This is a genomic window from Geobacillus zalihae NBRC 101842 (assembly GCF_001544135.1).
In the GTDB taxonomy this organism is placed as follows: Bacteria; Bacillota; Bacilli; order Bacillales; family Anoxybacillaceae; genus Geobacillus; species Geobacillus zalihae.
In genome coordinates this window covers 216,772-239,190 of record NZ_BCPV01000001.1, presented here as the reverse complement: position 1 = coordinate 239,190, position 22,419 = coordinate 216,772, and the positions used below count along the sequence as shown (strand labels likewise).

At 53.6% G+C, this 22,419-nt stretch carries 27 protein-coding genes; 19 read left to right on the top strand and 8 right to left on the bottom strand.

Annotated features, from left to right (window positions below; all coding sequences use genetic code 11):
* The first annotated feature begins 118 nt into the window (after positions 1-118).
* Both uptA and ytvI read left to right on the top strand, forming a co-directional pair.
* Complete coding sequence (gene uptA / locus GZ1_RS01290) at positions 119-730, top strand: undecaprenyl phosphate transporter UptA (protein WP_011232011.1); 612 nt, start codon at positions 119-121, stop codon at positions 728-730.
* Positions 731-810: 80 nt separating this feature from the next.
* Positions 811-1,836, top strand: a complete 1,026-nt coding sequence (gene ytvI / locus GZ1_RS01285) for a sporulation integral membrane protein YtvI (protein ID WP_011232010.1) — start codon at positions 811-813, stop codon at positions 1,834-1,836.
* 132 nt (positions 1,837-1,968) lie between these two features.
* On the opposite strand, the gene motB is transcribed toward ytvI, so the two are convergent.
* The 3 genes from motB to pssA all read right to left on the bottom strand — a co-directional run bounded on the left by motB (position 1,969) and on the right by pssA (position 4,246).
* Positions 1,969-2,748 (bottom strand): flagellar motor protein MotB, encoded by a 780-nt coding sequence (gene motB, locus GZ1_RS01280; protein WP_011232009.1) that lies wholly within the window; start codon positions 2,746-2,748, stop codon positions 1,969-1,971.
* Positions 2,741-3,532: a flagellar motor stator protein MotA gene (gene motA, locus GZ1_RS01275; protein ID WP_011232008.1), complete on the bottom strand. Its 792-nt coding sequence runs from the start codon at positions 3,530-3,532 to the stop codon at positions 2,741-2,743. The genes motB and motA overlap by 8 nt, the downstream gene beginning before the upstream one ends.
* A gap of 174 nt (positions 3,533-3,706) precedes the next feature.
* The gene (gene pssA / locus GZ1_RS01270) at positions 3,707-4,246 is read right to left on the bottom strand and encodes a CDP-diacylglycerol--serine O-phosphatidyltransferase (RefSeq protein WP_014196390.1); all 540 of its coding nucleotides are present in this window, start codon (positions 4,244-4,246) and stop codon (positions 3,707-3,709) included.
* A 123-nt stretch (positions 4,247-4,369) separates the two neighbouring features.
* Between pssA and GZ1_RS01265 the strand changes: the two genes are divergently transcribed.
* Entirely contained in the window at positions 4,370-5,164 is a 795-nt protein-coding gene (locus GZ1_RS01265; protein WP_011232006.1) for a phosphatidylserine decarboxylase, read from the top strand.
* Between the two features lie 36 nt (positions 5,165-5,200).
* Here the strand turns inward: GZ1_RS01265 and GZ1_RS01260 are convergent, their stop codons facing one another.
* Positions 5,201-5,341: a sporulation histidine kinase inhibitor Sda gene (locus GZ1_RS01260; protein WP_008879941.1), complete on the bottom strand. Its 141-nt coding sequence runs from the start codon at positions 5,339-5,341 to the stop codon at positions 5,201-5,203.
* A gap of 327 nt (positions 5,342-5,668) precedes the next feature.
* Here GZ1_RS01260 and GZ1_RS01255 point away from each other — a divergent pair, with 327 nt between their 5' ends.
* The 8 genes from GZ1_RS01255 to GZ1_RS01220 are packed head-to-tail and all read left to right on the top strand — an operon-like array spanning position 5,669 to position 10,717.
* Positions 5,669-6,184: a YqeG family HAD IIIA-type phosphatase gene (locus GZ1_RS01255; protein WP_013144682.1), complete on the top strand. Its 516-nt coding sequence runs from the start codon at positions 5,669-5,671 to the stop codon at positions 6,182-6,184.
* 2 nt (positions 6,185-6,186) lie between these two features.
* Entirely contained in the window at positions 6,187-7,296 is a 1,110-nt protein-coding gene (gene yqeH / locus GZ1_RS01250) for a ribosome biogenesis GTPase YqeH (RefSeq protein ID WP_033006028.1), read from the top strand.
* Positions 7,297-7,319: 23 nt separating this feature from the next.
* Positions 7,320-8,150, top strand: a complete 831-nt coding sequence (gene aroE, locus GZ1_RS01245; protein ID WP_013144684.1) for a shikimate dehydrogenase — start codon at positions 7,320-7,322, stop codon at positions 8,148-8,150.
* Between the two features lie 3 nt (positions 8,151-8,153).
* On the top strand, positions 8,154-8,447 hold the full coding sequence (gene yhbY / locus GZ1_RS01240) for a ribosome assembly RNA-binding protein YhbY (RefSeq protein ID WP_013524182.1): 294 nt from the start codon (positions 8,154-8,156) through the stop codon (positions 8,445-8,447).
* Between the two features lie 39 nt (positions 8,448-8,486).
* A complete protein-coding gene (locus GZ1_RS01235; RefSeq protein ID WP_060787719.1) occupies positions 8,487-9,137 on the top strand; it encodes a nicotinate-nucleotide adenylyltransferase in 651 nt (216 codons plus the stop codon).
* Complete coding sequence (gene yqeK, locus GZ1_RS01230) at positions 9,046-9,624, top strand: bis(5'-nucleosyl)-tetraphosphatase (symmetrical) YqeK (RefSeq protein WP_060787718.1); 579 nt, start codon at positions 9,046-9,048, stop codon at positions 9,622-9,624. The genes GZ1_RS01235 and yqeK overlap by 92 nt, the downstream gene beginning before the upstream one ends.
* Positions 9,621-9,977, top strand: a complete 357-nt coding sequence (rsfS, locus tag GZ1_RS01225) for a ribosome silencing factor (protein WP_013144688.1) — start codon at positions 9,621-9,623, stop codon at positions 9,975-9,977. The genes yqeK and rsfS overlap by 4 nt, the downstream gene beginning before the upstream one ends.
* A complete protein-coding gene (locus GZ1_RS01220; protein WP_060787717.1) occupies positions 9,974-10,717 on the top strand; it encodes a class I SAM-dependent DNA methyltransferase in 744 nt (247 codons plus the stop codon). The genes rsfS and GZ1_RS01220 overlap by 4 nt, the downstream gene beginning before the upstream one ends.
* A 54-nt stretch (positions 10,718-10,771) precedes the next feature.
* Here GZ1_RS01220 and GZ1_RS19135 read toward each other — a convergent pair whose 3' ends face one another.
* Both GZ1_RS19135 and comER read right to left on the bottom strand, forming a co-directional pair.
* Entirely contained in the window at positions 10,772-11,092 is a 321-nt protein-coding gene (locus GZ1_RS19135) for a hypothetical protein (protein WP_021322005.1), read from the bottom strand.
* A complete protein-coding gene (gene comER, locus GZ1_RS01210; protein ID WP_011231997.1) occupies positions 11,089-11,907 on the bottom strand; it encodes a late competence protein ComER in 819 nt (272 codons plus the stop codon). The genes GZ1_RS19135 and comER overlap by 4 nt, the downstream gene beginning before the upstream one ends.
* A gap of 102 nt (positions 11,908-12,009) precedes the next feature.
* Here comER and GZ1_RS01205 point away from each other — a divergent pair, with 102 nt between their 5' ends.
* The 3 genes from GZ1_RS01205 (at position 12,010) to GZ1_RS01195 (ending at position 15,479) form a co-directional block, all read left to right on the top strand.
* A complete protein-coding gene (locus GZ1_RS01205) occupies positions 12,010-12,633 on the top strand; it encodes a helix-hairpin-helix domain-containing protein (protein ID WP_060787716.1) in 624 nt (207 codons plus the stop codon).
* Positions 12,634-12,762: 129 nt separating this feature from the next.
* Positions 12,763-13,233 (top strand): ComE operon protein 2, encoded by a 471-nt coding sequence (locus GZ1_RS01200; RefSeq protein ID WP_020755680.1) that lies wholly within the window; start codon positions 12,763-12,765, stop codon positions 13,231-13,233.
* Positions 13,230-15,479, top strand: a complete 2,250-nt coding sequence (locus tag GZ1_RS01195; RefSeq protein WP_060787715.1) for a DNA internalization-related competence protein ComEC/Rec2 — start codon at positions 13,230-13,232, stop codon at positions 15,477-15,479. The genes GZ1_RS01200 and GZ1_RS01195 overlap by 4 nt, the downstream gene beginning before the upstream one ends.
* A gap of 70 nt (positions 15,480-15,549) precedes the next feature.
* Here the strand turns inward: GZ1_RS01195 and GZ1_RS17885 are convergent, their stop codons facing one another.
* Positions 15,550-15,684, bottom strand: a complete 135-nt coding sequence (locus GZ1_RS17885; RefSeq protein ID WP_011231993.1) for a YqzM family protein — start codon at positions 15,682-15,684, stop codon at positions 15,550-15,552.
* 284 nt (positions 15,685-15,968) lie between these two features.
* On the opposite strand from GZ1_RS17885, the gene holA reads away from it, so the two are divergent.
* Positions 15,969-17,015 carry a DNA polymerase III subunit delta gene (holA, locus tag GZ1_RS01190; protein WP_060787714.1) on the top strand — a complete coding sequence of 349 codons (1,047 nt, stop codon included), beginning with the start codon at positions 15,969-15,971 and terminating at the stop codon, positions 17,013-17,015.
* A 72-nt stretch (positions 17,016-17,087) separates the two neighbouring features.
* Here holA and rpsT read toward each other — a convergent pair whose 3' ends face one another.
* Entirely contained in the window at positions 17,088-17,357 is a 270-nt protein-coding gene (gene rpsT, locus GZ1_RS01185) for a 30S ribosomal protein S20 (protein ID WP_011231991.1), read from the bottom strand.
* 182 nt (positions 17,358-17,539) lie between these two features.
* Here rpsT and gpr point away from each other — a divergent pair, with 182 nt between their 5' ends.
* From gpr to lepA, 4 genes are all read left to right on the top strand, one after another.
* Positions 17,540-18,658, top strand: coding sequence for a GPR endopeptidase (gpr, locus tag GZ1_RS01180; protein WP_011231990.1), 1,119 nt, complete (start codon positions 17,540-17,542; stop codon positions 18,656-18,658).
* Positions 18,659-18,732: 74 nt separating this feature from the next.
* Positions 18,733-19,932, top strand: a complete 1,200-nt coding sequence (gene spoIIP / locus GZ1_RS01175; RefSeq protein WP_020753789.1) for a stage II sporulation protein P — start codon at positions 18,733-18,735, stop codon at positions 19,930-19,932.
* A 12-nt stretch (positions 19,933-19,944) separates the two neighbouring features.
* Complete coding sequence (locus GZ1_RS01170; RefSeq protein ID WP_011231988.1) at positions 19,945-20,283, top strand: YqxA family protein; 339 nt, start codon at positions 19,945-19,947, stop codon at positions 20,281-20,283.
* Between the two features lie 257 nt (positions 20,284-20,540).
* Positions 20,541-22,370 carry a translation elongation factor 4 gene (gene lepA, locus GZ1_RS01165; RefSeq protein ID WP_015375443.1) on the top strand — a complete coding sequence of 610 codons (1,830 nt, stop codon included), beginning with the start codon at positions 20,541-20,543 and terminating at the stop codon, positions 22,368-22,370.
* The last annotated feature ends 49 nt before the right edge of the window (positions 22,371-22,419 follow it).

Below are 22,419 nucleotides of genomic sequence, written 5' to 3'. Positions count from 1 at the left end.
GATCATCGACACTCGTGAAAGCGGCTGAATGATCAGCCGCTTTTCCCGTTTTGTTGGCAAGGAACGTATAGTATAATGAAAAAATGGACAAGGAAGCGAAAGACAAGGAGGAAAAACGGTGCACGAAGTCATTCAATCGATGTTTTCCTTTTTGACCAGTTTAGGCTATGTCGGCATCGCTCTCGCCTTGATGGTGGAAGTGATCCCCAGCGAGATCGTGTTGGCTTATGCCGGTTATTTGGTAGCGCGGGGGGATGTCTCATTTGCTGGGGCCGTGGCAGCTGGGACAATAGGCGGCACGGTGGCGCAGTTGTTTTTGTATTGGATGGGCTACTATGGCGGACGGCCGTTTCTAGATCAGTATGGGAAATATGTATTGATCCAGAAAAAACATTTGGATGTGGCGGAACGCTGGTTTGCGAAATTTGGCCCCGGCGTCATTTTCAGCGCCCGGTTTATCCCCGTTGTCCGCCATGCGATTTCGATCCCCGCCGGCATTGCGCGGATGAAGTGGTTGCCGTTTACGATTTACACGGTGTTGGCCATCATCCCATGGTCCATCTTGTTTATTTGGTTGGGAGAGCAGCTTGGCCAACGATGGCGGCAAATTGACGAGATGGCGGCGCCATACGTCCGACCGGCTATTGCAGCGGCGGTGGCGGTGGCGGCGATTTACATCGTTTGGCAACGACGACGCCGTGCTGCAGATGAAAACGAGCGCATGAAATAGTTGCCCGTCCGCATGCTGTCGGCTATATTTATACATGAACCATCTTTTGGCTAAATTTTTATGAAAAATGAGGGACGAACGTGAAACGTTGGATTATCATTGCGTTGCTATTCGCTGTGGGGCTATGGCTTGTGCCATACAGCGTGCCTCTTCTTTTCGCACTTGCGACCGCGCTTTTGCTCGAGCCGTCCATCCGCCGATTGCAAGAAAACTATAAGCTGAAGCGCGCGCACGCCGTCACGGTGATTTTTTCATTGTTCATCATCATTCTTGGGCTTTCCCTTTACTTTCTAGTCGTGATTTTTGTGCAACAAGTGATGGCGCTCTCGCAAAAACTGCCTTATGTGCTAAACGAAGCGACGAAAGTGCTCGACCGCCTCATTCAAACGTGGCAGTCGTATTCCAGCTCCATTCCGCAGGAAATCATCGATTCGCTTGAACGCGGCGTCAATACCGTCGAGCAAATGCTTTTGTCGTTTGCGACCAACTTGACGCAGTCGCTCGTCCATTATATTGCCGCCATTCCGGCGTTTTTGATTCATTTTTTAGTGTATTTGATCGCACTGTTTCTCATTTGCCTCGATTTGCCGCAGCTGAAGCAAGGCATGCGCCGCTATTTGTCCGAACGGACCGAACAGCGGCTTGGGATGGTCGTCGCCCAGCTGAGCAAAGCGGGGATCGGCTTTTTAAAAGCGCAGTTTTTGCTTAGTTTAATTACGTTTTTCCTCGCGCTGGCTGGCCTTTTCGTGTTGGGGGTCGACTATGCGGCGTTGATGGCGCTGGTCATCGTCGTCGTTGATATTTTGCCGATTTTAGGAACGGGTTCCGTGCTTGTTCCGTGGGGGCTCATCAGCATGGCGAACGGCAACAATACGCTTGGCATCGGGCTCATCGTGCTGTTTGTCGTCATCACCGTCGTGCGCCGGATCATTGAGCCGAAAGTGTTTTCCACCAATTTGGGCATTTCCCCGCTCGCCGCGCTCGTCAGCGTCTATCTGGGGTTTCAGCTGCTTGGCTTTATCGGGTTGTTCGTCGGGCCGGTCGTTGTCATTTTGGTTGAGGCGCTTGCCAAAGCCGGAGTCATTAAATGGACGATCAAGCTTTGATTTTTTCGAATAAAGGTCTTTGCGGACGAAGGAGGAAAAACCGGCGAACCGCCGGTTTTTCTGTTTGGACATGGAAAAGAGAGTTTTGGCAAAGCGACGGCTAAAGAAAACCGCCCGCTGAAGGCGCGGCGGTCACTGAGTGGATGTGGACGAATCATTGACGTCGGTGCGCGGCAAAATTAAAATTTCGACACGCCGGTTTTTCATCCGCCCGGCAGCGGTGGCGTTGGAGGCGATCGGCTTGTATTCGCCATACCCTTTGGCGCTGAAATAGCGCGGATCGAGTTGCTTGTTTTCAAGCAGCACTTTCATGAAATTGACGGCGCGCATGACGCTCAGCTCCCAGTTGGAAGCAAATTTCTCATTATGGATCGGCACGTTGTCCGTATGGCCGCTGATGATGATATTGCGCGGCGGGTTCATGACGAGCAAAGCGGAGATTTCCGCCGCAAGACGCCGGTCTTTCATGCGCACTTCGGCGCTGCCGGAGTCGAATAAAATATCATCCAAAATGGTAATCGCGAGCCCTTCGTCCGTCAAGGAAGTCTGCAGTTTTCCCGTCAGCTTGTTGTCGTGGATGTAGCTGTCGATTTTCGCTTTGATTTGCCCTAATTCTTCTTTTTCCTTTCCGTTTACGACTGGGGAAGGCTGCTTTGCTTGATGCCGTCCTTCTTCGTCTTGGGCCGGTGGAGTGATCGGCTCGATCGGGCTTTGAAAGTCAAGAACACCCGTTCCGCCGGCAAAGGCGGTGCTAAAGGCGCGCGCAATTTCTTGAAACTTCTTTTGGTCGATTTGGCTGCTCGCAAACAAGACGATGAATAGGGCGAGCAATAGCGTCAATAAATCCGCGTACGGAATCAGCCATGCCTCGCTCATATGGTCGTCATGCTTGTTCTTTTTTTTCTTAGCCATTGGCCGTTTCCCCTTGCACCAGCGCTTGGCGCCGCTCGTTTTCCGGCAAGTATGAGGCGAGTTTTTGTTCGATCATGCGCGGGGCTTGTCCTTCCAAAATGGACAGCACCCCTTCAATCATGATGTAGCGCACGCGCGCCTCTTCCTTCGATTTCCGCCGCAGTTTGTTGGCAAACGGATGCCAAAGCACATAGCCGGTGAAAATGCCGAGCATCGTGGCGACAAAAGCGGCGCTGATCGCCTTGCCGAGCTCGGCGATGTTTTCCATATTGCCAAGGGCGGCAATCAGGCCGATGACGGCCCCAAGCACCCCGAGCGTCGGCGCGTACGTGCCTGCTTGGGAAAAAATCGCGGCATTCGCTTCGTGGCGCTCTTCCATGGCGACGATTTCCTCTGTCATGACATCCCGGATGAACTCTTGCGTTTGCCCATCGATTGCCATGCTGAGTCCGTTGCGCAAAAACGGGTCGTCAATGTCGTCCAATTTCGCCTCGAGCGCCAGCAGCCCTTCGCGGCGGGCGATATTCGCCCAATCGACGAACAGCGGAATCAGTTGTTCGACCGTCGGCGTCGTTGATTCCGTGAAAATGACTTTGAAAAGCTTTGGCACTTTTTTAATTTCGTGCGTCGGAAAGGCGATGACGACCGCTGCCGCCGTCCCGACGAGAATGATGAGGATGGCGGCCGGATTGATCAATACAGCAGGCGAAACGCCCTTAAAGTACATGCCCAGCCCGACGGCAATGACACCAAGGATGATGCCGATGACCGATGTTTTGTCCAAATGAATCCCCCCGCTTTTTCCATACGAACGATCTACGCCATTGGGCGTTTTTATGAAGAAACCATATTTATCATATACTGAATATAGGAGGTTGAAAAGGGAAAAAGGTGTGACATGAGACGCAAAAAGCCGCCCGCTCCATTAGGATGACGGAAAGGGCAGCTCCGATGATCATCATATTTTTTTCAGTTTAAACGTGCCGACCATTAAAAACGATAAAATGAGCGCCAAAAACATAAACGATTGCGGCGGGAAGTACGGGATGGCTAAATAGCCGAGCGTCATCAGCACCCCGGCGGCGGTGATCGGCAGCCCCGCAAAGTAGCCGTTGTTTTCTGTGATGTTGAAGCGAGCGAGGCGGAAGGCGCCGCAAGCGATGTACAAAACGGTGAATACCGCGCCGGGCGCGCCGAACTCATGGAACAAGCCTTGGTACATCAGCAAGGCGGGAGCGACGCCGAAGGAGACGATGTCGCTCATCGAATCGAGCTGCTTGCCAAGTTCGGATTCAATGTTCATCTTGCGCGCCACAGCGCCGTCAAAGCGATCGACAAACGCTGCTAAAAAAACGAGCAGCACGCTCATATGAAGCTGCCCTTTCAGCGTAGCCAGGACGGAAAAGCCGCCAAGCGACAGGTTTGTCATCGTCAAAATGTTTGCCACGTTTGCTTTCAGCTTTTTTAACGTATAATCTAAATAGTCCGATAAGAACAAGTTTCCCCACTCCTTTTCCAACAGAAAACGCCAAAAGAAAATTCTACTACCATTATACTCATTTTGGCGGTAATATGGAAGGTAGTAACGAATGGCGATGTTGCGCTACTGGAGGGAACGTGCTTGCGAAAATGGCTTTATCGTTTGTTCATCGAGCTGACCAATCACTCGCTTTCTTCAAAGCTGCTCGCTTCGTTTGCCAAATCGCGACTCAGCGGGCTATTGATATCATCGTATGCAAAAATTTATCATATTAACCAAGACGAAATGGAAAAAAGCTTAAAAAATTATAAGACGTTGCAGCAACTGTTCGTCCGCCGGCTGAAGGCTGGGGTGAGGCCGGTCGACGCTGATGAGCATACGGTCGTCAGCCCGGTCGACGCCGTCATTGAAGACATGGGCACGATTCGAGAAAACTGCGAAATGATCGTCAAGGGAAAGCCGTATTCCATTGCAGAAATGCTCGGCAGCGTTGAAGCGGCACAACCGTATGTGAACGGGTTCTTTTTTATTCTGTATTTAAGCCCGAGTCATTATCACCGCATCCACAGCCCAATATCTGGAGTGATCGAAAAGCAGTGGGCGCTCGGCCGCAAGTCGTATCCGGTCAACCGTCTTGGCTTAAAATATGGGCGTCGGCCGCTCGAGAAAAATTACCGCCTCATCACCGAGGTCACAGCCGGCGGCAAGCGCTTGGCGATCGTGAAAATCGGCGCCATGTTCGTCAACAGCATTGAATTGACCCATGAGGGTGAGCAGCTTGTAAAAGGAGAGGAAATGGCGTATTTTTCGTTCGGTTCAACGGTCGTCTTGCTGTTTGAACGCGGAAGTTTCGCCCCTGACCCGCGCATTGTTGCGCCCATGCCGATCAAAGTCGGCGAGCGGCTCGGCTATTGGTGCGAGGCGCATGAGCGCTAAGGCTTTCCGAAACAAAAAAAGCCCGAAGGCCTTCGCTTATGAGGACAGCTTAATTTTGTGGGTCAATGAACGGCGCTGGATTTCTTTTTCAATCAACTCGATGAATTCCGGGCTGAGGTTGAGTTCTTTCGCCTTGAAGTACGACTCGATCAACAGCTCGTCGGACAAATGTTTCATCGGGGGCGTCCTCCTTTTTTGGATGGAATATGCCAAACATGTCATACATATAATGGTAGGTTACTTACAATGTACCATGACTTGGGAGAGAGAACAACCGTTCTGTTATCCACAGAAGGTGGTGGATAACATGTGGAAAACATGTTTATAAAACGCAGGAAGTGTGATGACTAGCTTGTGTATAATGTGGGCAACAGTTATCCACAAGATGGACAGTCGCGAAATTTGTCGAAAGTTTTTTCTATTTATCATCGGTAAACTTTGTTTTGAAACAAACGTTAAAATTCGCTATGATGGGAAAAGCAAATGGAAAGGCGGGTGTCCGGCATGCTTCACTACTTTTTGCCAAGCCAGTTTGCCAAGCGTGTGATCGACATTACTCCGGATGAGCTGAAACAAAAAGGGGTCAAAGGGATCATCACTGATTTGGACAATACGCTTGTTGAATGGGATCGGCCGAGCGCCACCCCGGAGCTGGCCGCATGGTTTGATGCGATGAAGCAGGCGGGCATTAAGGTCGTCATCGTATCGAATAATAATCAACAACGCGTGCAGTCGTTTGCGGAGCCGCTTGGCATCCCGTTCATCTTTGAAGCGCGCAAACCGCTGACACGCGCGTTTTTGCAGGCATTAAAGATGATGGAGCTTAAGAAAGAGGAAGTCGTCGTCATCGGCGATCAGTTGCTGACGGATGTGCTTGGGGGCAACCGGCTCGGACTAAACACGATTTTAGTCGTCCCGGTCGCCCAGACGGACGGATTATGGACGCGTTTCAATCGAAAAATGGAGCGGAGAATTTTAAAGGTGATGCGCAAAAAAGGGATGATTTACTGGGAGGAATGATCGTGGAGCCACAACTGCGTTGCATCGGCTGCGGAGCGGCCATTCAGTTTGACGATCCGAAAAAGGCGGGCTATGCGCCGAAAAGCGTGCTCGAAAAAGACGAGGAAGAAATCATTTGCCAGCGCTGCTTCCGCTTGAAACATTACAACGAAGTGCAAGACGTGCCGCTTGATGACAGCGATTTTTTAAACATGCTGCACCGCATCGGGGAATCGAAGGCGCTTGTCGTCAACATCGTCGACATTTTCGATTTCAACGGCAGCTGGATTCCTGGCTTGCCGCGGTTTGCGGCCGATAATCCGATTTTGCTTGTCGGCAACAAGGCGGATTTATTGCCGCGGTCGGTCAAATACCCGAAGCTGCTGCGCTGGATGCGCCGCATGGCGGAAGAGCTCGGGCTCTGTCCGGTTGACGTCTGCCTTGTCAGCGCAGCGAAAGGAATTGGCATGGCGAAGGTGATGGAAGCGATCAACCGCTACCGTGAGGGCGGCGATGTCTACGTCGTCGGCTGCACGAATGTCGGCAAGTCGACGTTCATCAATCGGATCATTGAAGAGGCGACCGGCAAAGGGAATGTGATTACCACGTCATATTTCCCGGGGACGACACTCGATATGATCGAAATTCCGCTTGAGGGTGGAGCGACGCTGTATGATACGCCGGGGATCATCAACCATCACCAAATGGCGCACTTTGTTGATGCGCGCGATTTGAAGATCATTACGCCGAAGCGGGAAATCCATCCGCGCGTTTATCAGCTCAACGAAGGGCAGACGCTCTTTTTCGGAGGCTTGGCCCGCCTCGATTACATCAAAGGCGGGCGCCGCTCGTTCGTCTGCTACATGGCCAATGAGTTGACGGTTCATCGGACAAAGTTGGAAAAAGCCGACTCCCTTTATGCCAATCAGCTTGGCGATTTGCTGTCGCCGCCAAACAAACGCTATGCCGCTGAATTTCCGCCGCTTGTGCCGCGCTCGCTGTCTGTCAAAGAGCGGAAGACAGACATCGTCTTTTCCGGACTCGGCTGGGTGACGTGCAACGACCTGGGTGCTCAGCTTGTCGTCCATGCTCCAAAAGGGGTCGACGTATTTATCCGTCAATCGTTGATTTAATGGAAAGCGGGAGGAGGAGAAACGTGGAAAAGGTATACGGGTTGATTGGGTTTCCCGTCGAGCACTCGCTGTCGCCGCTCATGCATAATGATGCATTCGCCCGTTTGGGCATTCCGGCGCGCTATCATTTGTTTTCCGTCGAACCGGGGCAAGTCGGTGCGGCGATCGCTGGCGTGCGGGCGCTCGGCATCGCCGGGGTGAACGTGACGATTCCGCACAAACTGGCGGTCATTCCGTTTTTGGACGAAGTGGACGAGCAGGCGCGCCGCATCGGGGCGGTCAATACGATCGTCAACGACAACGGCCGGCTCGTCGGCTATAATACGGACGGACCTGGCTACGTCAAGGCGCTCGAGGAGGAAATGGACGTCAGTCTCGACGGCAAGCGGATTTTGGTGATCGGCGCTGGCGGCGGGGCGCGCGGCATTTACTTTTCGTTGCTGTCGACGGCAGCCGAGCGCATCGATATGGCCAACCGGACGGTGGAAAAAGCGGAGCGGCTCGTCCGCGAAGGGGGGGATGGCCGCTCGGCGTATTTTTCGCTCGCCGAGGCGGAAACGCGGCTTGACGAATACGATATTATCATCAATACCACTTCTGTCGGCATGCATCCGCGTGTCGAGGTGCAGCCGCTTTCTCTTGAACGGCTGCGGCCAGGGGTGATCGTTTCCGATATTATTTACAATCCACTGGAAACAAAATGGCTGAAAGAAGCGAAAGCCCGCGGCGCCCGTGTGCAAAACGGCGTCGGCATGCTCGTGTACCAGGGAGCGCTAGCGTTTGAAAAATGGACCGGCCAATGGCCGGATGTCAACCGGATGAAACAGCTTGTCATCGAAGCGTTAAGGAGGTAACATATGCTAACGGGAAAACAAAAACGGTTTTTGCGCGCTCAAGCCCATCATTTGAAACCGATTTTTCAAGTCGGCAAAGGCGGCGTGACGGAAGCGATGACCGAACAAATTGCGGCGGCGCTCGAAGCGCGCGAGCTGTTGAAAGTGAGCGTTTTGCAAAACTGCGAAGAAGACCGCCACGCCGTCGCCGAGCAGCTCGCGGCTGGAACGGGGGCGGAAGTCGTGCAAGTGATCGGCAATACGATCGTCTTATACAAAGAATCGAAGGAGCATAAACAAATCGTTCTGCCTGATTGACAATGGGAGCAGCCACGGCAGGCGGCGGGAGGAAAGAAGATGGGAAAAATCGGGGTTTTCGGCGGCACGTTTGATCCGCCTCATTACGGTCATTTGCTCATGGCGAATGAAGTGCTTGACGCCCTTCAGTTGTCAGAAATTTGGTTTCTGCCCAACCGCCTTCCTCCCCATAAGCAGCACGAACAAGTGACCAAAAGCGAAGACCGGCTGCGCATGCTCGAGTTGGCAGTGGCTGGCCATCCGCGCTTTCATATTGAGACGATCGAACTCGAGCGGGAAGGGCCTTCGTATACGTACGACACGATCCGGCAGCTTGTCGCGATGCATCCTGATGACGAATTTTATTTCATCATCGGCGCCGATATGGTCGAATATTTGCCGAATTGGCACCGCATCGATGAGCTCATCGAGTTGGTGACGTTTGTTGGCGTCAAGCGGCCGGGGTTTTCCATGGAAACGCCGTATCCGGTCATCGAAGTTGAGGCGCCGCAGTTTGCTGTTTCTTCCTCGCTCATCCGCGAGCGGGTGCGGAACGGACAGACGATTCGCTATCTTGTACCGGAAGGCGTCAGACTTTATATTGAGGAGAAGGGATTATATGGAGCGAGAACAGGCGTTGCTGATTGTGAAACAACAGTTGACGGAGCAGCGCTACGAGCATACGCTTGGCGTTGTCGAAACGGCCGTTAAGCTAGCCAACCAGTATGGCGCCGACGTCAAAAAAGCGGAATTGGCCGCCATTTTCCATGACTATGCGAAATTCCGCCCGGTTGAAGAAATGAAACAAATCATTTTGGCGCAAAATATGCCCAACGATTTGCTTGCTTACAACAGTGAGCTATGGCATGCGCCCGTTGGCGCCTATTTGGTGCAGACAGAAGTCGGCATCAACGATCCAGAGGTGCTGGATGCCATTCGCTACCATACGTCGGGAAGGGCTGGAATGACGGTGCTTGAAAAAATTATTTATTTGGCCGACTATATGGAACCAGGGCGCCGCTTCCCGGGCGTTGACGACGTACGGCGCTTGGCGGAAGAAGACCTCAACCGGGCGCTGTTGCAGGCGGTGAAAAATACGATCGCGTTTTTGCTTGAGAAGCGCCAGCTCATTTATCCAGATACGATTCATGCGTACAATTCACTCATGCGTGAAGTGAAGGGGGAAGCAAAACGGTGACGGAACAAGAGGCGTTGCAGCTTGTCGTCCGCGCGGCGGATGATAAAAAGGCGGAAAACATTGTCGTCTTGAACATGAAAGGCATTTCGCTTGTCGCCGATTATTTTGTCATTTGCCATGGCAATTCGGACAAACAAGTGCAGGCCATCGCCCGCGAAATTCAAGACCAAGCGGAAGAACACGGCTTAGCGGTGAAGAGGGTTGAAGGATTCCAGGAGGCGAAATGGGTGCTTGTCGATTTGGGCGACATCGTTGTGCATGTTTTTGCCAAAGAGGAGCGCGAGTATTACAACCTCGAACGGCTTTGGGGGGACGCCCCGACGGAAGACGTCGCGGCTGTGCTGCAGCCATGACCTATGCTCGTTTCGCCGATTGGTACGATGCGCTCATGGCCGAGGCGCCGTATGATGCATGGCAATCGTTTGTGGAACGGGCATTCGCCCAATACACCAAACGGCCGGGGAGACGGGTCATTGACATCGGCTGCGGGACGGGAGAGCTTGCCATCCGCCTTGCCAAGGCCGGATGGCAAGTATCCGGCGTTGATCTCTCTGAACATATGCTCGCCGTCGCCCAGGCGAAAGCCGAAGCGGCGGGAGTGGAGGTGCCGTTTTTCGAACAAAACATGGCGGAGCTCGACGGGTTTTCTGATCTCGATGGCGCCTTCCTGTTTTGCGATGCTCTCAACTATTTAACGGATGAAGAGGATGTGAAGCGGACGTTCGCCGCCGTCTCCCGCGCCCTTGGCGGCGGCGGGCTGCTTTTGTTTGATGTCCATTCGGTCTACAAAATGGACGTCCTGTTCCGCGACGCCGTGTTTGCGGACCAGGATGACGACCTCAGCTACATATGGACGTGCCATCCGCTTGACTGGCCGCACAGCGTCGGGCATGAACTGACGTTTTTCGTCCGCCGCGGCGAGTGGTACGAGCGCTATGACGAATGGCACGAGCAACGCACATTTGCGCGCGAGGTTTATGAGCGATGGCTCGAATCCGCTGGCTTCGAGGTGCTTGAAGTGACCGCCGATTTCACCGATGCGCCCCCGACCGAGACGGCGGAGCGGTTGTTTTTCGTCGCGCGGAAGCGGTGAGGGGCGAAGAGCGAGAAATCATAAATCATAAAAAGAAACGTGGATGAGGAAGATTTAGGGAGATTTTGGTTGAAACATAAAATCATGCAGGGAAAATGCTCTATCGTTTTGCATCCGGCTTAATAGCTGGCTGAGGATTGAAACGAGTGTAATGTCAACCAAACGTAATTGGAAGAAATCTTGTGCCCGGCTCAATAGCCGAATGAGGATCGAAACAATATAGATAAAAACAAGCAACAGCTGAAAGGTTGAACGACGATGGAATCCAACGAAAAATCCGTAAATATGAAAACCCCAGCCGTACAAGCTGGGGTCCATTTTTTTGTCGAACGAAGCAGGATTTTCGCTGCTGCTTGTCAAATGAAAATCAATCAAGGAAACTGTTGCTTCACCTTCTCCACATCTTCTTTAAACTTCTCATGTGTTTTCGCCAGCACTTCTTCAAAGACGCCGTTCATTCGTTGTTCCAGCACAGCGATTCCTTCCCCGGTAATGCCGCCTTTGACGCATACTTTTTCCTGCAACGTTGGCAATGTGTACAGATTCCGCTTGAGCAGTTCCCCAAGGCCGATGATCATATCGGTCGCCAGCATCGTCGCCTGTTCCTTCGTGATGGCGGTTTTGGCCGCTGCGGCGTCGATGAAGCGCTGAAGCAAATAGCTGAAAAACGCTGGACCGCAGCTTGAGATGTCGGAAGCGACGCGGGTGATGGCCTCGTCGATGTACACCGGCGAGGCGATGCGCCGGAGAAGATCATCGATCGTTTGCCGGCAGGCGGCTGAGCAGCGCGAGCCGAAGGTGACAAGGATGCTGCCGGAGAGCGCCCGGTTTGCAATGCTCGGAATGGCGCGCACGATTTGGCAAGGGACGGCTGCTTCAAGCTGTTCGACGCTGATCGGGCTTGTGATCGATACGAGGTAGTGTTCGTTTGTCCAGTGCGGGGCCAGTTGCTGCAATAATGGGTGGATGTCGAGCGGTTTGACGCATAAAAAGACGAGGCTGGATTGTTTGATGACTTCAGCCGCATCGGCAACCACTGCAATGCCGGGATGCGCGCGTTGTATCGCGAACGCTTTCGCAAGCGTACGGTTCGTTATGACGAGCTGATCCGCTTTCACGGCGCCGGAGTCGAGGAACGCTTCGATTAAGATGGTGCCCATATTCCCCGTGCCGATAACGCCGATGTTCATGCATTGTCCCCCCTCCCGGTTTTGGTTCACCGGAACTCTCTTTTTCGATATGTATGAGAAAAAGGCTCGGTTTATGACTGGAGATGGAAAGGATGGGATCGTATGTGGGAGCATGTGCAGGAGCTTGGAAAACGTTATGGGAAAGCGGGGGTGCTCTTGTTGTTTGCCGCGGCGGCGGGGTTATGGGTGTTTCGTCATCCGACGGATGAAAAGGAGCAAGTCGTCTTGCCGGCGGCGGCTGAAACGGATGCCGCCCGGCCGGAAGAAAAAAAGGACGAGGCGCCCAAAACCGCTGTGGTGGATGTGAAAGGGGCGGTCGCGAAGCCAGGAGTGTACGAAGTGGCGGCGGACGCCCGCGTTCGCGATGTTATCGCCCTAGCCGGCGGATTGACGGACGAGGCGGATGAAACGAAAATCAATCTGGCGGCAAAAGTGCGCGATGAGATGATGATTTACGTGCCGAAAAAAGGCGAGGCCGCAGCGGCGTCAAATGCCACTTTTACGTCTCTGAACGATGGGGCTCGGGACGGGACGCAAGTGGCGGTCAATACGGCGACGGAAGAGGAGTTGATGCAGCTTCCCGGCATCGGACCGGCGAAGGCAAAAGCGATCATCGCCTATCGCGAAGAACACGGGCCGTTTCAGCGGGTGGAAGATTTGTTGAATGTAACCGGAATTGGCGAAAAAACGCTGGAGAAATTGAAACCGTATTTGCTTGTGCCGTAAACGAGGCGGGGGAGCGCAATGCTTCTCGTTTATGGGCGGATCAGGGCTGCTGCGGACGTTTTTCGGCGTTGACGGGGGCAGGCGGCGGCGGGTAGACTAAAAGTATGGAAACGAGCGGAGGGATGGAAAATGGAACGCATCACATGGGATCAATACTTTATGGCGCAAAGCCATTTGCTCGCGCTGCGCAGCACGTGCACAAGGCTCGCCGTCGGAGCGACGATTGTGCGCGATAAGCGCATCATCGCCGGCGGGTACAACGGCTCGATCGCCGGCGGCGCCCATTGCACCGATGAAGGGTGCTACGTGATTGACGGCCATTGTGTACGGACGATCCATGCGGAAATGAATGCCATTTTGCAATGCGCCAAGTTCGGCGTCCCGACCGAGGGGGCCGAGATGTATGTCACCCATTTTCCGTGCTTGCATTGTTGCAAGGCGATCATTCAAAGCGGCATCCGCGCTGTCTATTACGCCCAAGACTACAAAAACCACCCGTACGCCTTGGAGCTGTTTGCTCAAGCTGGCGTCCGGCTCGTGCAAGTGCCGCTGAAAACGGATGTGTTTGCCTTTCTTGCCAGCGGCGGAGGTGAAGCATGAAGGGACAAGCCGTCTATCCCGCCGCGGCGGCGCTTTTGGCCGTCGCGGCGGCCTCGCCGTCCCAAACCGCCTGTCTTCTCCTCGTTGTGTATCTCCTTCTTCTTTTCATCCGCCGGCCGCACTGTTTCCTTCCTGCTCTCGTTGCAGCTCTCTTCTTTTTTGTCTATTTTCTCATCATTGATCATCATAACAAAACTTCCCTTTCCGGCGGCCGTCATTCGCTTTCCGTTCGTTTTTCCGCCGCGCCGGCGATCGACGGCGATCGATTGCAGGCGGCGGTGCAAGCTGGCAAGGAGCGGGTGCAGCTCCGTTACATCATTCGGACGGCTGCGGAAAAAGAAGCGCTGCGTGCGCACCTCATGCCTGGGGTCGTGTGCCGGCTAAAGGGAACGCTCGAGCGCCCCATGCCAGCTGGCAATCCGTATGCGTTTGATTACCGCCTTTATTTGCGCCGCCACCGCATTCATTGGCTCTTTCTCCCTGAGGCGATCGATCTTTCTGCTTGCGTGCGCGTCCGTCCCGCCATCATCGAACGGCTTGAAGCCATTCGCGAGGCTGGCGTCCGCCGCATTGAAGCCCGGTTTCCGCCGGAAGCGGCCGGCATCGCCGCTGCGCTCATTTATGGCGAACGCCGCTCGTTGGACGAGGAAGTGATTAGCGGTTACCAGCAGCTCGGGATCATCCATTTGTTGGCCATTTCCGGCGGCCATGTCACCCTGCTTGTCGGCGCTGCGTTGGCCGCTGCCATTCGGTTTGTGACGCGCGAAGCGGCCGTGCTTGCTTTGCTCGTTTTCTTGCCTATGTATGCGGTGCTCGCCAGCGCTTCGCCGTCGGTGCTGCGCGCTTGTGCGACCGGGATGATTGTGTTGGCCATCCAGTGGAAAAAAGGAAGGATCCATCCGCTGGATGCGTTGAGTTGGACAGCGCTTGCCCTGCTCGTCTTTGACCCCTATATGGTTTGGGATGTCGGTTTTCAACTATCGTTTCTTGTCACGTTTGCCCTTCTCGCCCATGTATCGGTGCTCGCCTCTGCTCGTTCGATGCTCCAAAACTTGTTTCAGACCGCGCTCGCCGCTCAGCTTGCCGCGCTGCCGGTTTTGCTTTACCATTTTTATGAAGTTTCTGTTTGGAGCGTAGGACTCAATGTCTTCTTTGTCCCTTGGTATTCATTTGTCATCTTGCCACTCGCTTTTCTATCCGCAGTTTTTCCCTTTTCTCCGCTCATTTGGCTGTTTAGCCGTCTCATTGAGCTGACGGATGCGGTTGTCCATTTTTTCTCGGTCGATTACTCGTTTATGCTTGTGCTCGGCCGTCCGGGGCCGTGGTGCTTAGCTGGTTATCTGACAGCCATCGCGGCGGCGTTTTTGGATTGGGAACGCGGCCGCCTGATCCGCGGATTGACAGCGGTGGCGGCGGCGACGGCGCTGCATATGGCTTCTCCGTATATGAATCCAAAGGGAGAAGTAACGATATTGGATGTTGGACAAGGAGACTGCATTTATATTGAGCTTCCGCATCGCAAAGCAGTCTATCTCATTGACACGGGCGGGACGCCGGAATGGGCGCGCGAACCGTGGCGCAAGCGGTCGCGTCCGTTTTCTGTCGGCCGCGACGTTGTCGTGCCGTTTTTAAAAGCCCAAGGGGTGAGGACGCTTGATCAGCTGATTTTGACGCACGATGATGCCGACCATATCGGGTCTGCTCCCGAGGTGATGGCAGCCGTGCGCGTTAAGAAGATTGTCACAAGCCCAGGAGCGCTGCCGGCCGTCAAGGCGATGGCGCGCCCGTTTTCCGTGCCGGTGGCCGCCAGCGTGCGGGGGGATCGGTGGAAGGTGGGGGATGCCGCGTTTTCCGTATTGCACCCGGAGGCGGGAAACAATGAGGATAATAACGGCTCGCTTGTATTGCTCGCCCGCCTCGGCCGCTTGACATGGCTGTTTGCTGCGGATATCGAGGAAGAGGCGGAACAGGCGCTCATCCGCGCTTATCCGACGCTGCGTGTCGATGTATTGAAAGTCGCCCACCACGGCAGCAAAACGTCGACAACAGAGCCGTTTTTGCGGACGGTCAAGCCGCGAGCGGCCATCATTTCCGTCGGCCGCTACAATCGCTACGGGCATCCGTCCCCCGAGGTGCTTATGCGGCTTGGGCAACAACGGGCGATCATTTGGCGGACGGATGAAAACGGGGCCATTTGCTATGTGTATGACGAAAACGGTGGAACCTTTCAGGTGATGAAACCATAAGATGTAGTGCACAAAAAAACGGAACGTTTCAGCCAAAACAAAAAATAAGGATTGCTTATGTAAGCAATCCTTATCGACCGAAAAATTCGATCAATGTGGCGATGATGAACATGGTAGCGAAAAAGCCGAACGACACGATGAATCCGACGGCGGAATCGACAGCGTCATTTCGTTGGCTTTGCACTTCCTTTTCAAATACGTTCATCGTTTTCCCCCTCCTCGTTCAATCATTTTTAGTATAGACGAAAACGCGCGAAAAATCTACCGCCGCTCGCTTCTTTTCCTTCCTTGACAACAGTTGACACAAATACTTTCAAACAGCTGGGAAAACATAAAAATAACCCGCTGGCCAATAAGGTCCTAGGACTTATAGGCTGGCGTTTATATAAAGGGGAACCGGTTTTTTCGGCAGCCGGTTCCCTTGTAAAATGGCGAAAAACAGTGTATCTTTTCTAGCAGAGACTTTCGCTTGGAAATGGAGACGGGAACATGTTGGAACGCGTATGGGGAAACATTGAAAAACGGCGTTTTTCTCCTCTTTATTTATTATACGGCAATGAGCCGTTTTTATTAATGGAAACGTATGAGCGATTGGTGAACGCAGCGCTTGGCCCGGAGGAGCGGGAGTGGAACTTGGCTGTGTACGACTGCGAGGAAACGCCGATCGAGGCGGCGCTTGCGGAAGCGGAGACGGCGCCGTTTTTCGGCGAGCGGCGTGTCATTCTCATCAAGCATCCATATTTTTTTACGTCTGAAAAAGAGAAGGAGATCGAACATGATTTGGCGAAGCTGGAGGCGTACTTGAAGGCGCCGTCGCCGTTTTCGATCGTCGTCTTTTTCGCGCCGTACGAGAAGCTTGATGAGCGAAAAAAAATGACGAAGCTCGCCAAAGAGCAAAGCGAAGTCGTCATCGCCGCCCCGCTCGCCGAAGCGGAGCTGCGGGCTTGGGTGCGGCGCCGCATCGAGAGCCAAGGGGCGCAAGCAAGCGACGAGGCGATTGATGTCCTGTTGCGGCGGGCCGGGACGCAGCTTTCCGCCTTGGCGAATGAAATCGATAAATTGGCCCTGTTTGCCGGATCGGGCGGAACCATCGAGGCGGCGGCGGTTGAACGGCTTGTCGCCCGCACGCCGGAAGAAAACGTATTTGTGCTTGTCGAGCAAGTGGCGAAGCGCGACATTCCAGCGGCGTTGCAGACGTTTTATGATCTGCTTGAAAACAATGAAGAGCCGATCAAAATTTTGGCGCTGCTCGCCGCCCATTTCCGCTTGCTTTCGCAAGTGAAATGGCTTGCCTCCTTAGGCTACGGACAGGCGCAAATTGCTGCGGCGCTCAAGGTGCACCCGTTCCGCGTCAAGCTCGCTCTTGCTCAAGCGGCCCGCTTCGCTGACGGAGAGCTTGCTGAGGCGATCAACGAGCTCGCTGACGCCGATTACGAGGTGAAAAGCGGAGCGGTCGATCGCCGGTTGGCCGTTGAGCTGCTTCTGATGCGCTGGGGCACCCGCCCGGCGCAAGCGGGGCGCCACGGCCGGCGGTGAAGCGATCGCCCGGCCGTTTGCCGTGAACATAAAGAAAAACAAAAAAACGACCTGGCGCCAGGTCGTTTTTGATTAGGAAGCTTGGATGCTGTTCAATTTTTTCGCTAAGCGCGATTTTTGCCGGCTGGCGGCGTTTTTATGGATAAGGCCTTTGCTTGCAGCTTTGTCTAATTTTTTCGACGCAATAATGAACGCCTCGCGCGCTTTTTCCACGTCTTTCAATTCAACAAGCGCTTCAAATTTTTTGATCGCCGTACGCATGGCCGATTTCATCGAGGCGTTGTGAGCCCGGCGCTTTTCGCTCGTTTTCGCGCGTTTGATCGCTGATTTGATGTTAGCCACGTTCGTTCACCTCCGTTACCGTTCCTATTTCTGTTGTGAACAACAGGAAGAACAAGTGTTATTCTATCAAACGTGTTTGGATTATGCAAGAGTGTTCAAGCGAAAATCCTTTACGAAACATGAATGACCGGGCCTGATTGCGGCGACAATAAAAGAAAACGGCAGAAATGGGGAGGAACGACATGGAACAGCCGCTCGATTTACGCCAGTACTCGGTGCGCACGGATTTAGCGATCGAAGCGCATGAGATCGCACTCGAGGAGCGCTTGCAGCAAAAACAAGAAAGCGCCGCGCCGATTGAGGGGGTCATCATTCATGACGAGGAGATCAACGGCGTCAAGCTGTCGCATGTGCATGTCACGGAACAAGGAGCGGCCTCGATCGGCAAAAAGCCGGGCCACTACGTGACGATTGAAGCGCAAGGCATCCGCGAACAAAACACCGAGCTGCAGCAAAACGTGCAGCGCATTTTTTCCGAGCAGCTCAGCGCCTTTTTCAAGCGGCTCCGCATCCCCGATCAAGCGAGCTGCTTGATCGTCGGGCTCGGCAACCAAAACGTCACCCCGGACGCGCTCGGGCCGCTCACGGTGGAAAACGTGCTTGTCACCCGTCATTTGTTCCAGCTGCAGCCGGAAAGCGTCGAGGAAGGCTTCCGGCCGGTGAGCGCCCTTGCTCCGGGGGTGATGGGGACGACCGGGATTGAAACGAGCGACATTATCGACGGCGTCGTCCGGAAAACAAAGCCGGATTTTGTTATTGTGATTGACGCCTTGGCTGCCCGCTCGATCGAACGGGTCAACGCGACGATTCAAATTTCTGACACCGGCATCCATCCTGGCTCCGGGGTCGGCAACAAGCGGAAAGAGTTAAGCTATGAAACGCTTGGCATTCCGGTCATTTCGATCGGCGTTCCGACGGTTGTCGATGCGGTCTCCATCACGAGCGACACGATCGATTTCATTTTGAAGCACTTCGGCCGCGAAATGCGCGAAGGGAAACGGCCGTCAAGCGCGCTCGCTCCGGCGGGCTGGACGTTTGGGCGCAAACGAAAATTGACGGAACAAGACATGCCGTCGCCGCAAGAACGGTCGACGTTTCTTGGCATGGTCGGCACGCTTGGCGATGAAGAAAAGCGGCGTCTCATCTATGAAGTGCTCGCCCCGCTCGGGCATAATTTGATGGTGACTCCAAAAGAGATCGATTCGTTTATCGGCGATATGGCCAACTTATTAGCCGGCGGCTTGAATGCGGCGCTGCATCGGCAAGTCGACCAAGGCAATGTCGGCTCCTACACCCATTAAACAAAAAACAGTTCTATCTTTTCCCGCTTGGCCATACGTTAAACTGAGGAGACAAGCCGGGAAAGGGTGGGAATATGAAACGATGGCGCTCCCCAAACGTCATGATCGCGATTCCAGGAGCCAGCATAAAGAAACTGTTGATGCTCATCATCCTTGGCTGCATGATGATGTTTATGCTTGTCGGAGCGCTCACATCGCTGCGGCCGGAATACCGTCCGTCGTCATCATCGCTGAACGATATGGCGGCCCATTTTCCGGAAGAGACGTTCATTCGTCTGTTCGCCTTGGAAAATCGATATTTTGCGCAGCTGCTGCCGAAAGATCGGCGGCAGACGAATTACTCATCGCTATTGTTCCGCCTGGCGACGAGCATCAATCCCGATGACCCGCGCAGCCTGCTTGGCAGCGAGCTGCCGGGCTTTGCCCTTTATGACAGCAAAATTCTCATCGCTGGTGAAGGAACGGATTATACGAACATGCCATACGAATCAGCGCCGCCGCTTGAGGCGATGCTTGCGGAACGGCAAGCCTCGGTCGATGAACTCGAACAAGCAAACAAGAACGAAGATGAAAAACCGGTTCCCCCGCCATCGCAGACGACCGGAGGGAAAAAAGTGGTCTACATTTACAATACCCATACGCATGAGTCGTTTTTGCCGGCGCTCAAAGGGGTCACTGACCCGGATTTGGCGTTTCACCCGACGGTCAACATCACAAAAGTGGGGGAAAAGTTAGCGGAAGAACTGGAAAAGCGCGGCATCGGGGCTGAAGTGAGCAAAATCGACATTGTCAGCGAATTGTTAAAGAAAGGGATGAAATACTCCCAATCGTATGATATGTCCCGCCAAACAGTGGTCGCAGCAATGAAGCAAAATCGTGACTTGCACTACTTCATCGATATCCATCGCGATTCGCGGCGGCGGAACTATACGACGGCTACGATCAACGGCGTTGATTATGCGCGTGTCGCATTCATTATTGGCGGAGAAAACGCGACATACGAGAAAAACTTGCAGCTGGCTACCGCGTTGCATCAGTTGCTGCAAAAGAAATATCCAGGGTTGAGCCGCGGGGTGATCGAGAAAAAAGGAGCCGGGACGAACGGCAAGTTTAATCAAGATTTATCGGAAAACGCGATTTTAATTGAAGTCGGCGGTGTTGACAATACGTTTACGGAGTTGTTTCGTTCCGTGTCGGCGCTCGCTGACGTATTCAGCGACTATTATTGGCAGGCGGAAAAAGTCGAAGCGCCGGCTCCGGCGGAGAAAAAGTAAAGGAGCGTCACTATGGCACGATGGTTCATCCGCTTTACTCTAGCGATCTTTCTTCTTTTTTTCGGCGTGTTGTTTGGCATGCAAGAGGCGCATCGCGGCATGGAACGGATGCGCGGTTATGCCGATCCGTCGTTTCCATCCGTCATCGATATGAAAAAAAGGGAAAATGGTGAGGTGGAAGCGGCGGTGTTTGGCCGGCCGGTCGTTGCTGGAGATTTAGGAGAAAAGCAAGAAACGATTCGCGAGCTGAAAACGTTCAACTTGTTCTCTAGGCTCGGCCAACTTTTTGCCGATGCTGTCACCGCGCTCATGGAAATGCTGTTTTCGCTCGTCGGCCGGGTGTTGGACTAGCCCGTTCATGTGCGGACGAAACAGGAACGTGCCGTCACAATGGCGGCTTTTTCTTTTTTACGCCGTCCGCCGGCTGGAGCACAAAGTGCTGCGCTTTCCATATTGTCGATTGTTTTCTTGGCGCGGCTCTTTCTGTTTCGCGTCTTTCCGGAAAGCTCGAACGGCGGCTTGGCTTTTCGTTCATCATTGAATCTTCTTCGCGCTGTTGCTATAATCAAAGCTAGTGTAGTTTTGCGAAGAAGCAGGAGTGAGAGACGATGAACCGGGAAGAACGGTTGAAACGGCAGGAACGGATCCGCAATTTTTCGATTATTGCCCACATTGACCACGGAAAATCGACGCTGGCGGACCGCATTTTGGAAAAAACGGGGGCGTTGTCGGAGCGCGAATTGCGCGAGCAGACGCTCGATACGATGGAGCTTGAGCGCGAGCGCGGCATCACGATTAAATTGAATGCGGTCCAGTTGACATATAGAGCGAAAAATGGCGAAGAGTACATTTTCCATTTGATCGACACGCCGGGCCATGTCGACTTTACGTACGAAGTGTCGCGCAGTTTGGCTGCCTGCGAAGGGGCGATTTTGGTCGTCGATGCGGCGCAAGGCATTGAAGCGCAGACGCTCGCCAACGTGTATTTGGCGATCGACAATAATTTGGAAATTTTGCCGGTCATTAACAAAATCGATTTACCAAGCGCCGAACCGGAGCGTGTGCGTCAAGAAATTGAGGATGTCATCGGCTTGGACGCCTCTGACGCGGTGCTTGCTTCGGCCAAAGTCGGCATCGGCATCGAAGAAATTTTGGAAAAAATCGTCGAAAAAATTCCGGCTCCCTCGGGAGATCCGGATGCGCCGCTGAAAGCGCTCATTTTTGATTCCCTTTATGACCCGTACCGCGGCGTTGTCGCCTATGTCCGCGTCGTCGACGGAACGGTGAAGCCGGGACAGCGCATTAAAATGATGTCGACCGGCAAAGAGTTTGAAGTGACGGAAGTCGGCGTGTTCACGCCGAAGCAAAAAGTCGTCGACGAATTGACGGTCGGTGATGTCGGCTATTTGACTGCCTCGATTAAAAACGTGAAAGATACGCGCGTCGGCGATACGATCACCGATGCCGAACGGCCGGCAGCTGAACCGCTCCCGGGCTATCGGAAGCTCAATCCGATGGTGTTTTGCGGGATGTATCCGATCGATACGGCGCGCTACAACGATTTGCGCGAGGCGCTCGAGAAGCTGCAATTGAACGATGCGGCGCTCCACTTTGAGCCGGAAACGTCGCAGGCGCTTGGGTTCGGCTTTCGCTGTGGATTTCTCGGCTTGCTTCATATGGAAATCATCCAAGAGCGGCTCGAGCGCGAATTTCATATCGATTTGATCACGACCGCGCCGAGCGTCGTTTACAAGGTGCATTTGACCGACGGAACGGAAGTTGACGTCGACAACCCGACGAACATGCCCGACCCGCAAAAAATCGACCGCATTGAAGAGCCGTATGTGAAAGCGACGATCATGGTGCCAAACGACTATGTCGGGCCGGTGATGGAGCTGTGTCAAGGAAAGCGCGGCACGTTTGTCGATATGCAATATTTGGATGAAAAGCGCGTCATGCTCATTTACGATATTCCGCTCTCCGAGATCGTCTACGACTTTTTCGACGCTTTAAAGTCGAACACAAAAGGGTACGCGTCATTCGACTACGAATTGATCGGCTACCGGCCGTCCAATCTCGTCAAGATGGATATTTTGCTAAACGGCGAAAAAATCGATGCCTTATCGTTTATCGTTCATCGCGACTCTGCGTACGAGCGCGGCAAAGCGATCGTTGAAAAGCTGAAAGATTTGATTCCACGCCAGCAATTTGAAGTGCCGGTGCAGGCGGCGATCGGCAACAAGGTCATCGCCCGTTCGACAATCAAAGCGTTGCGCAAAAACGTGCTCGCAAAATGTTACGGCGGCGACGTGTCGCGGAAGCGGAAGCTGCTTGAGAAGCAAAAAGAAGGAAAGAAGCGGATGAAACAAATCGGGTCGGTCGAAGTGCCGCAAGAAGCGTTTATGGCCGTCTTGAAAATCGACGACCAGAAAAAATAACGAGCAAGGCTGTCTCCGTTGGGGATAGCCTTGTTTGTTTCCTGCGGCG

Bases quoted from the DNA above. Each gene is read 5' to 3' on its own strand.
- motB (WP_011232009.1), bottom strand. From the start codon at position 2,748: ATGGCTAAGAAAAAAAAGAACAAGCATGACGACCATATGAGCGAGGCA.
- GZ1_RS01260 (WP_008879941.1), bottom strand. From the start codon at position 5,341: ATGAAACATTTGTCCGACGAGCTGTTGATCGAGTCGTACTTCAAGGCG.
- GZ1_RS01255 (WP_013144682.1), top strand. From the start codon at position 5,669: ATGCTTCACTACTTTTTGCCAAGCCAGTTTGCCAAGCGTGTGATCGAC.
- yhbY (WP_013524182.1), top strand. From the start codon at position 8,154: ATGCTAACGGGAAAACAAAAACGGTTTTTGCGCGCTCAAGCCCATCAT.
- GZ1_RS01235 (WP_060787719.1), top strand. From the start codon at position 8,487: ATGGGAAAAATCGGGGTTTTCGGCGGCACGTTTGATCCGCCTCATTAC.
- yqeK (WP_060787718.1), top strand. From the start codon at position 9,046: ATGGAGCGAGAACAGGCGTTGCTGATTGTGAAACAACAGTTGACGGAG.
- GZ1_RS01220 (WP_060787717.1), top strand. From the start codon at position 9,974: ATGACCTATGCTCGTTTCGCCGATTGGTACGATGCGCTCATGGCCGAG.
- comER (WP_011231997.1), bottom strand. From the start codon at position 11,907: ATGAACATCGGCGTTATCGGCACGGGGAATATGGGCACCATCTTAATC.
- GZ1_RS01205 (WP_060787716.1), top strand. From the start codon at position 12,010: ATGTGGGAGCATGTGCAGGAGCTTGGAAAACGTTATGGGAAAGCGGGG.
- GZ1_RS01200 (WP_020755680.1), top strand. From the start codon at position 12,763: ATGGAACGCATCACATGGGATCAATACTTTATGGCGCAAAGCCATTTG.
- GZ1_RS01195 (WP_060787715.1), top strand. From the start codon at position 13,230: ATGAAGGGACAAGCCGTCTATCCCGCCGCGGCGGCGCTTTTGGCCGTC.
- GZ1_RS17885 (WP_011231993.1), bottom strand. From the start codon at position 15,684: ATGAACGTATTTGAAAAGGAAGTGCAAAGCCAACGAAATGACGCTGTC.
- holA (WP_060787714.1), top strand. From the start codon at position 15,969: ATGTTGGAACGCGTATGGGGAAACATTGAAAAACGGCGTTTTTCTCCT.
- gpr (WP_011231990.1), top strand. From the start codon at position 17,540: ATGGAACAGCCGCTCGATTTACGCCAGTACTCGGTGCGCACGGATTTA.
- spoIIP (WP_020753789.1), top strand. From the start codon at position 18,733: ATGAAACGATGGCGCTCCCCAAACGTCATGATCGCGATTCCAGGAGCC.
- GZ1_RS01170 (WP_011231988.1), top strand. From the start codon at position 19,945: ATGGCACGATGGTTCATCCGCTTTACTCTAGCGATCTTTCTTCTTTTT.
- lepA (WP_015375443.1), top strand. From the start codon at position 20,541: ATGAACCGGGAAGAACGGTTGAAACGGCAGGAACGGATCCGCAATTTT.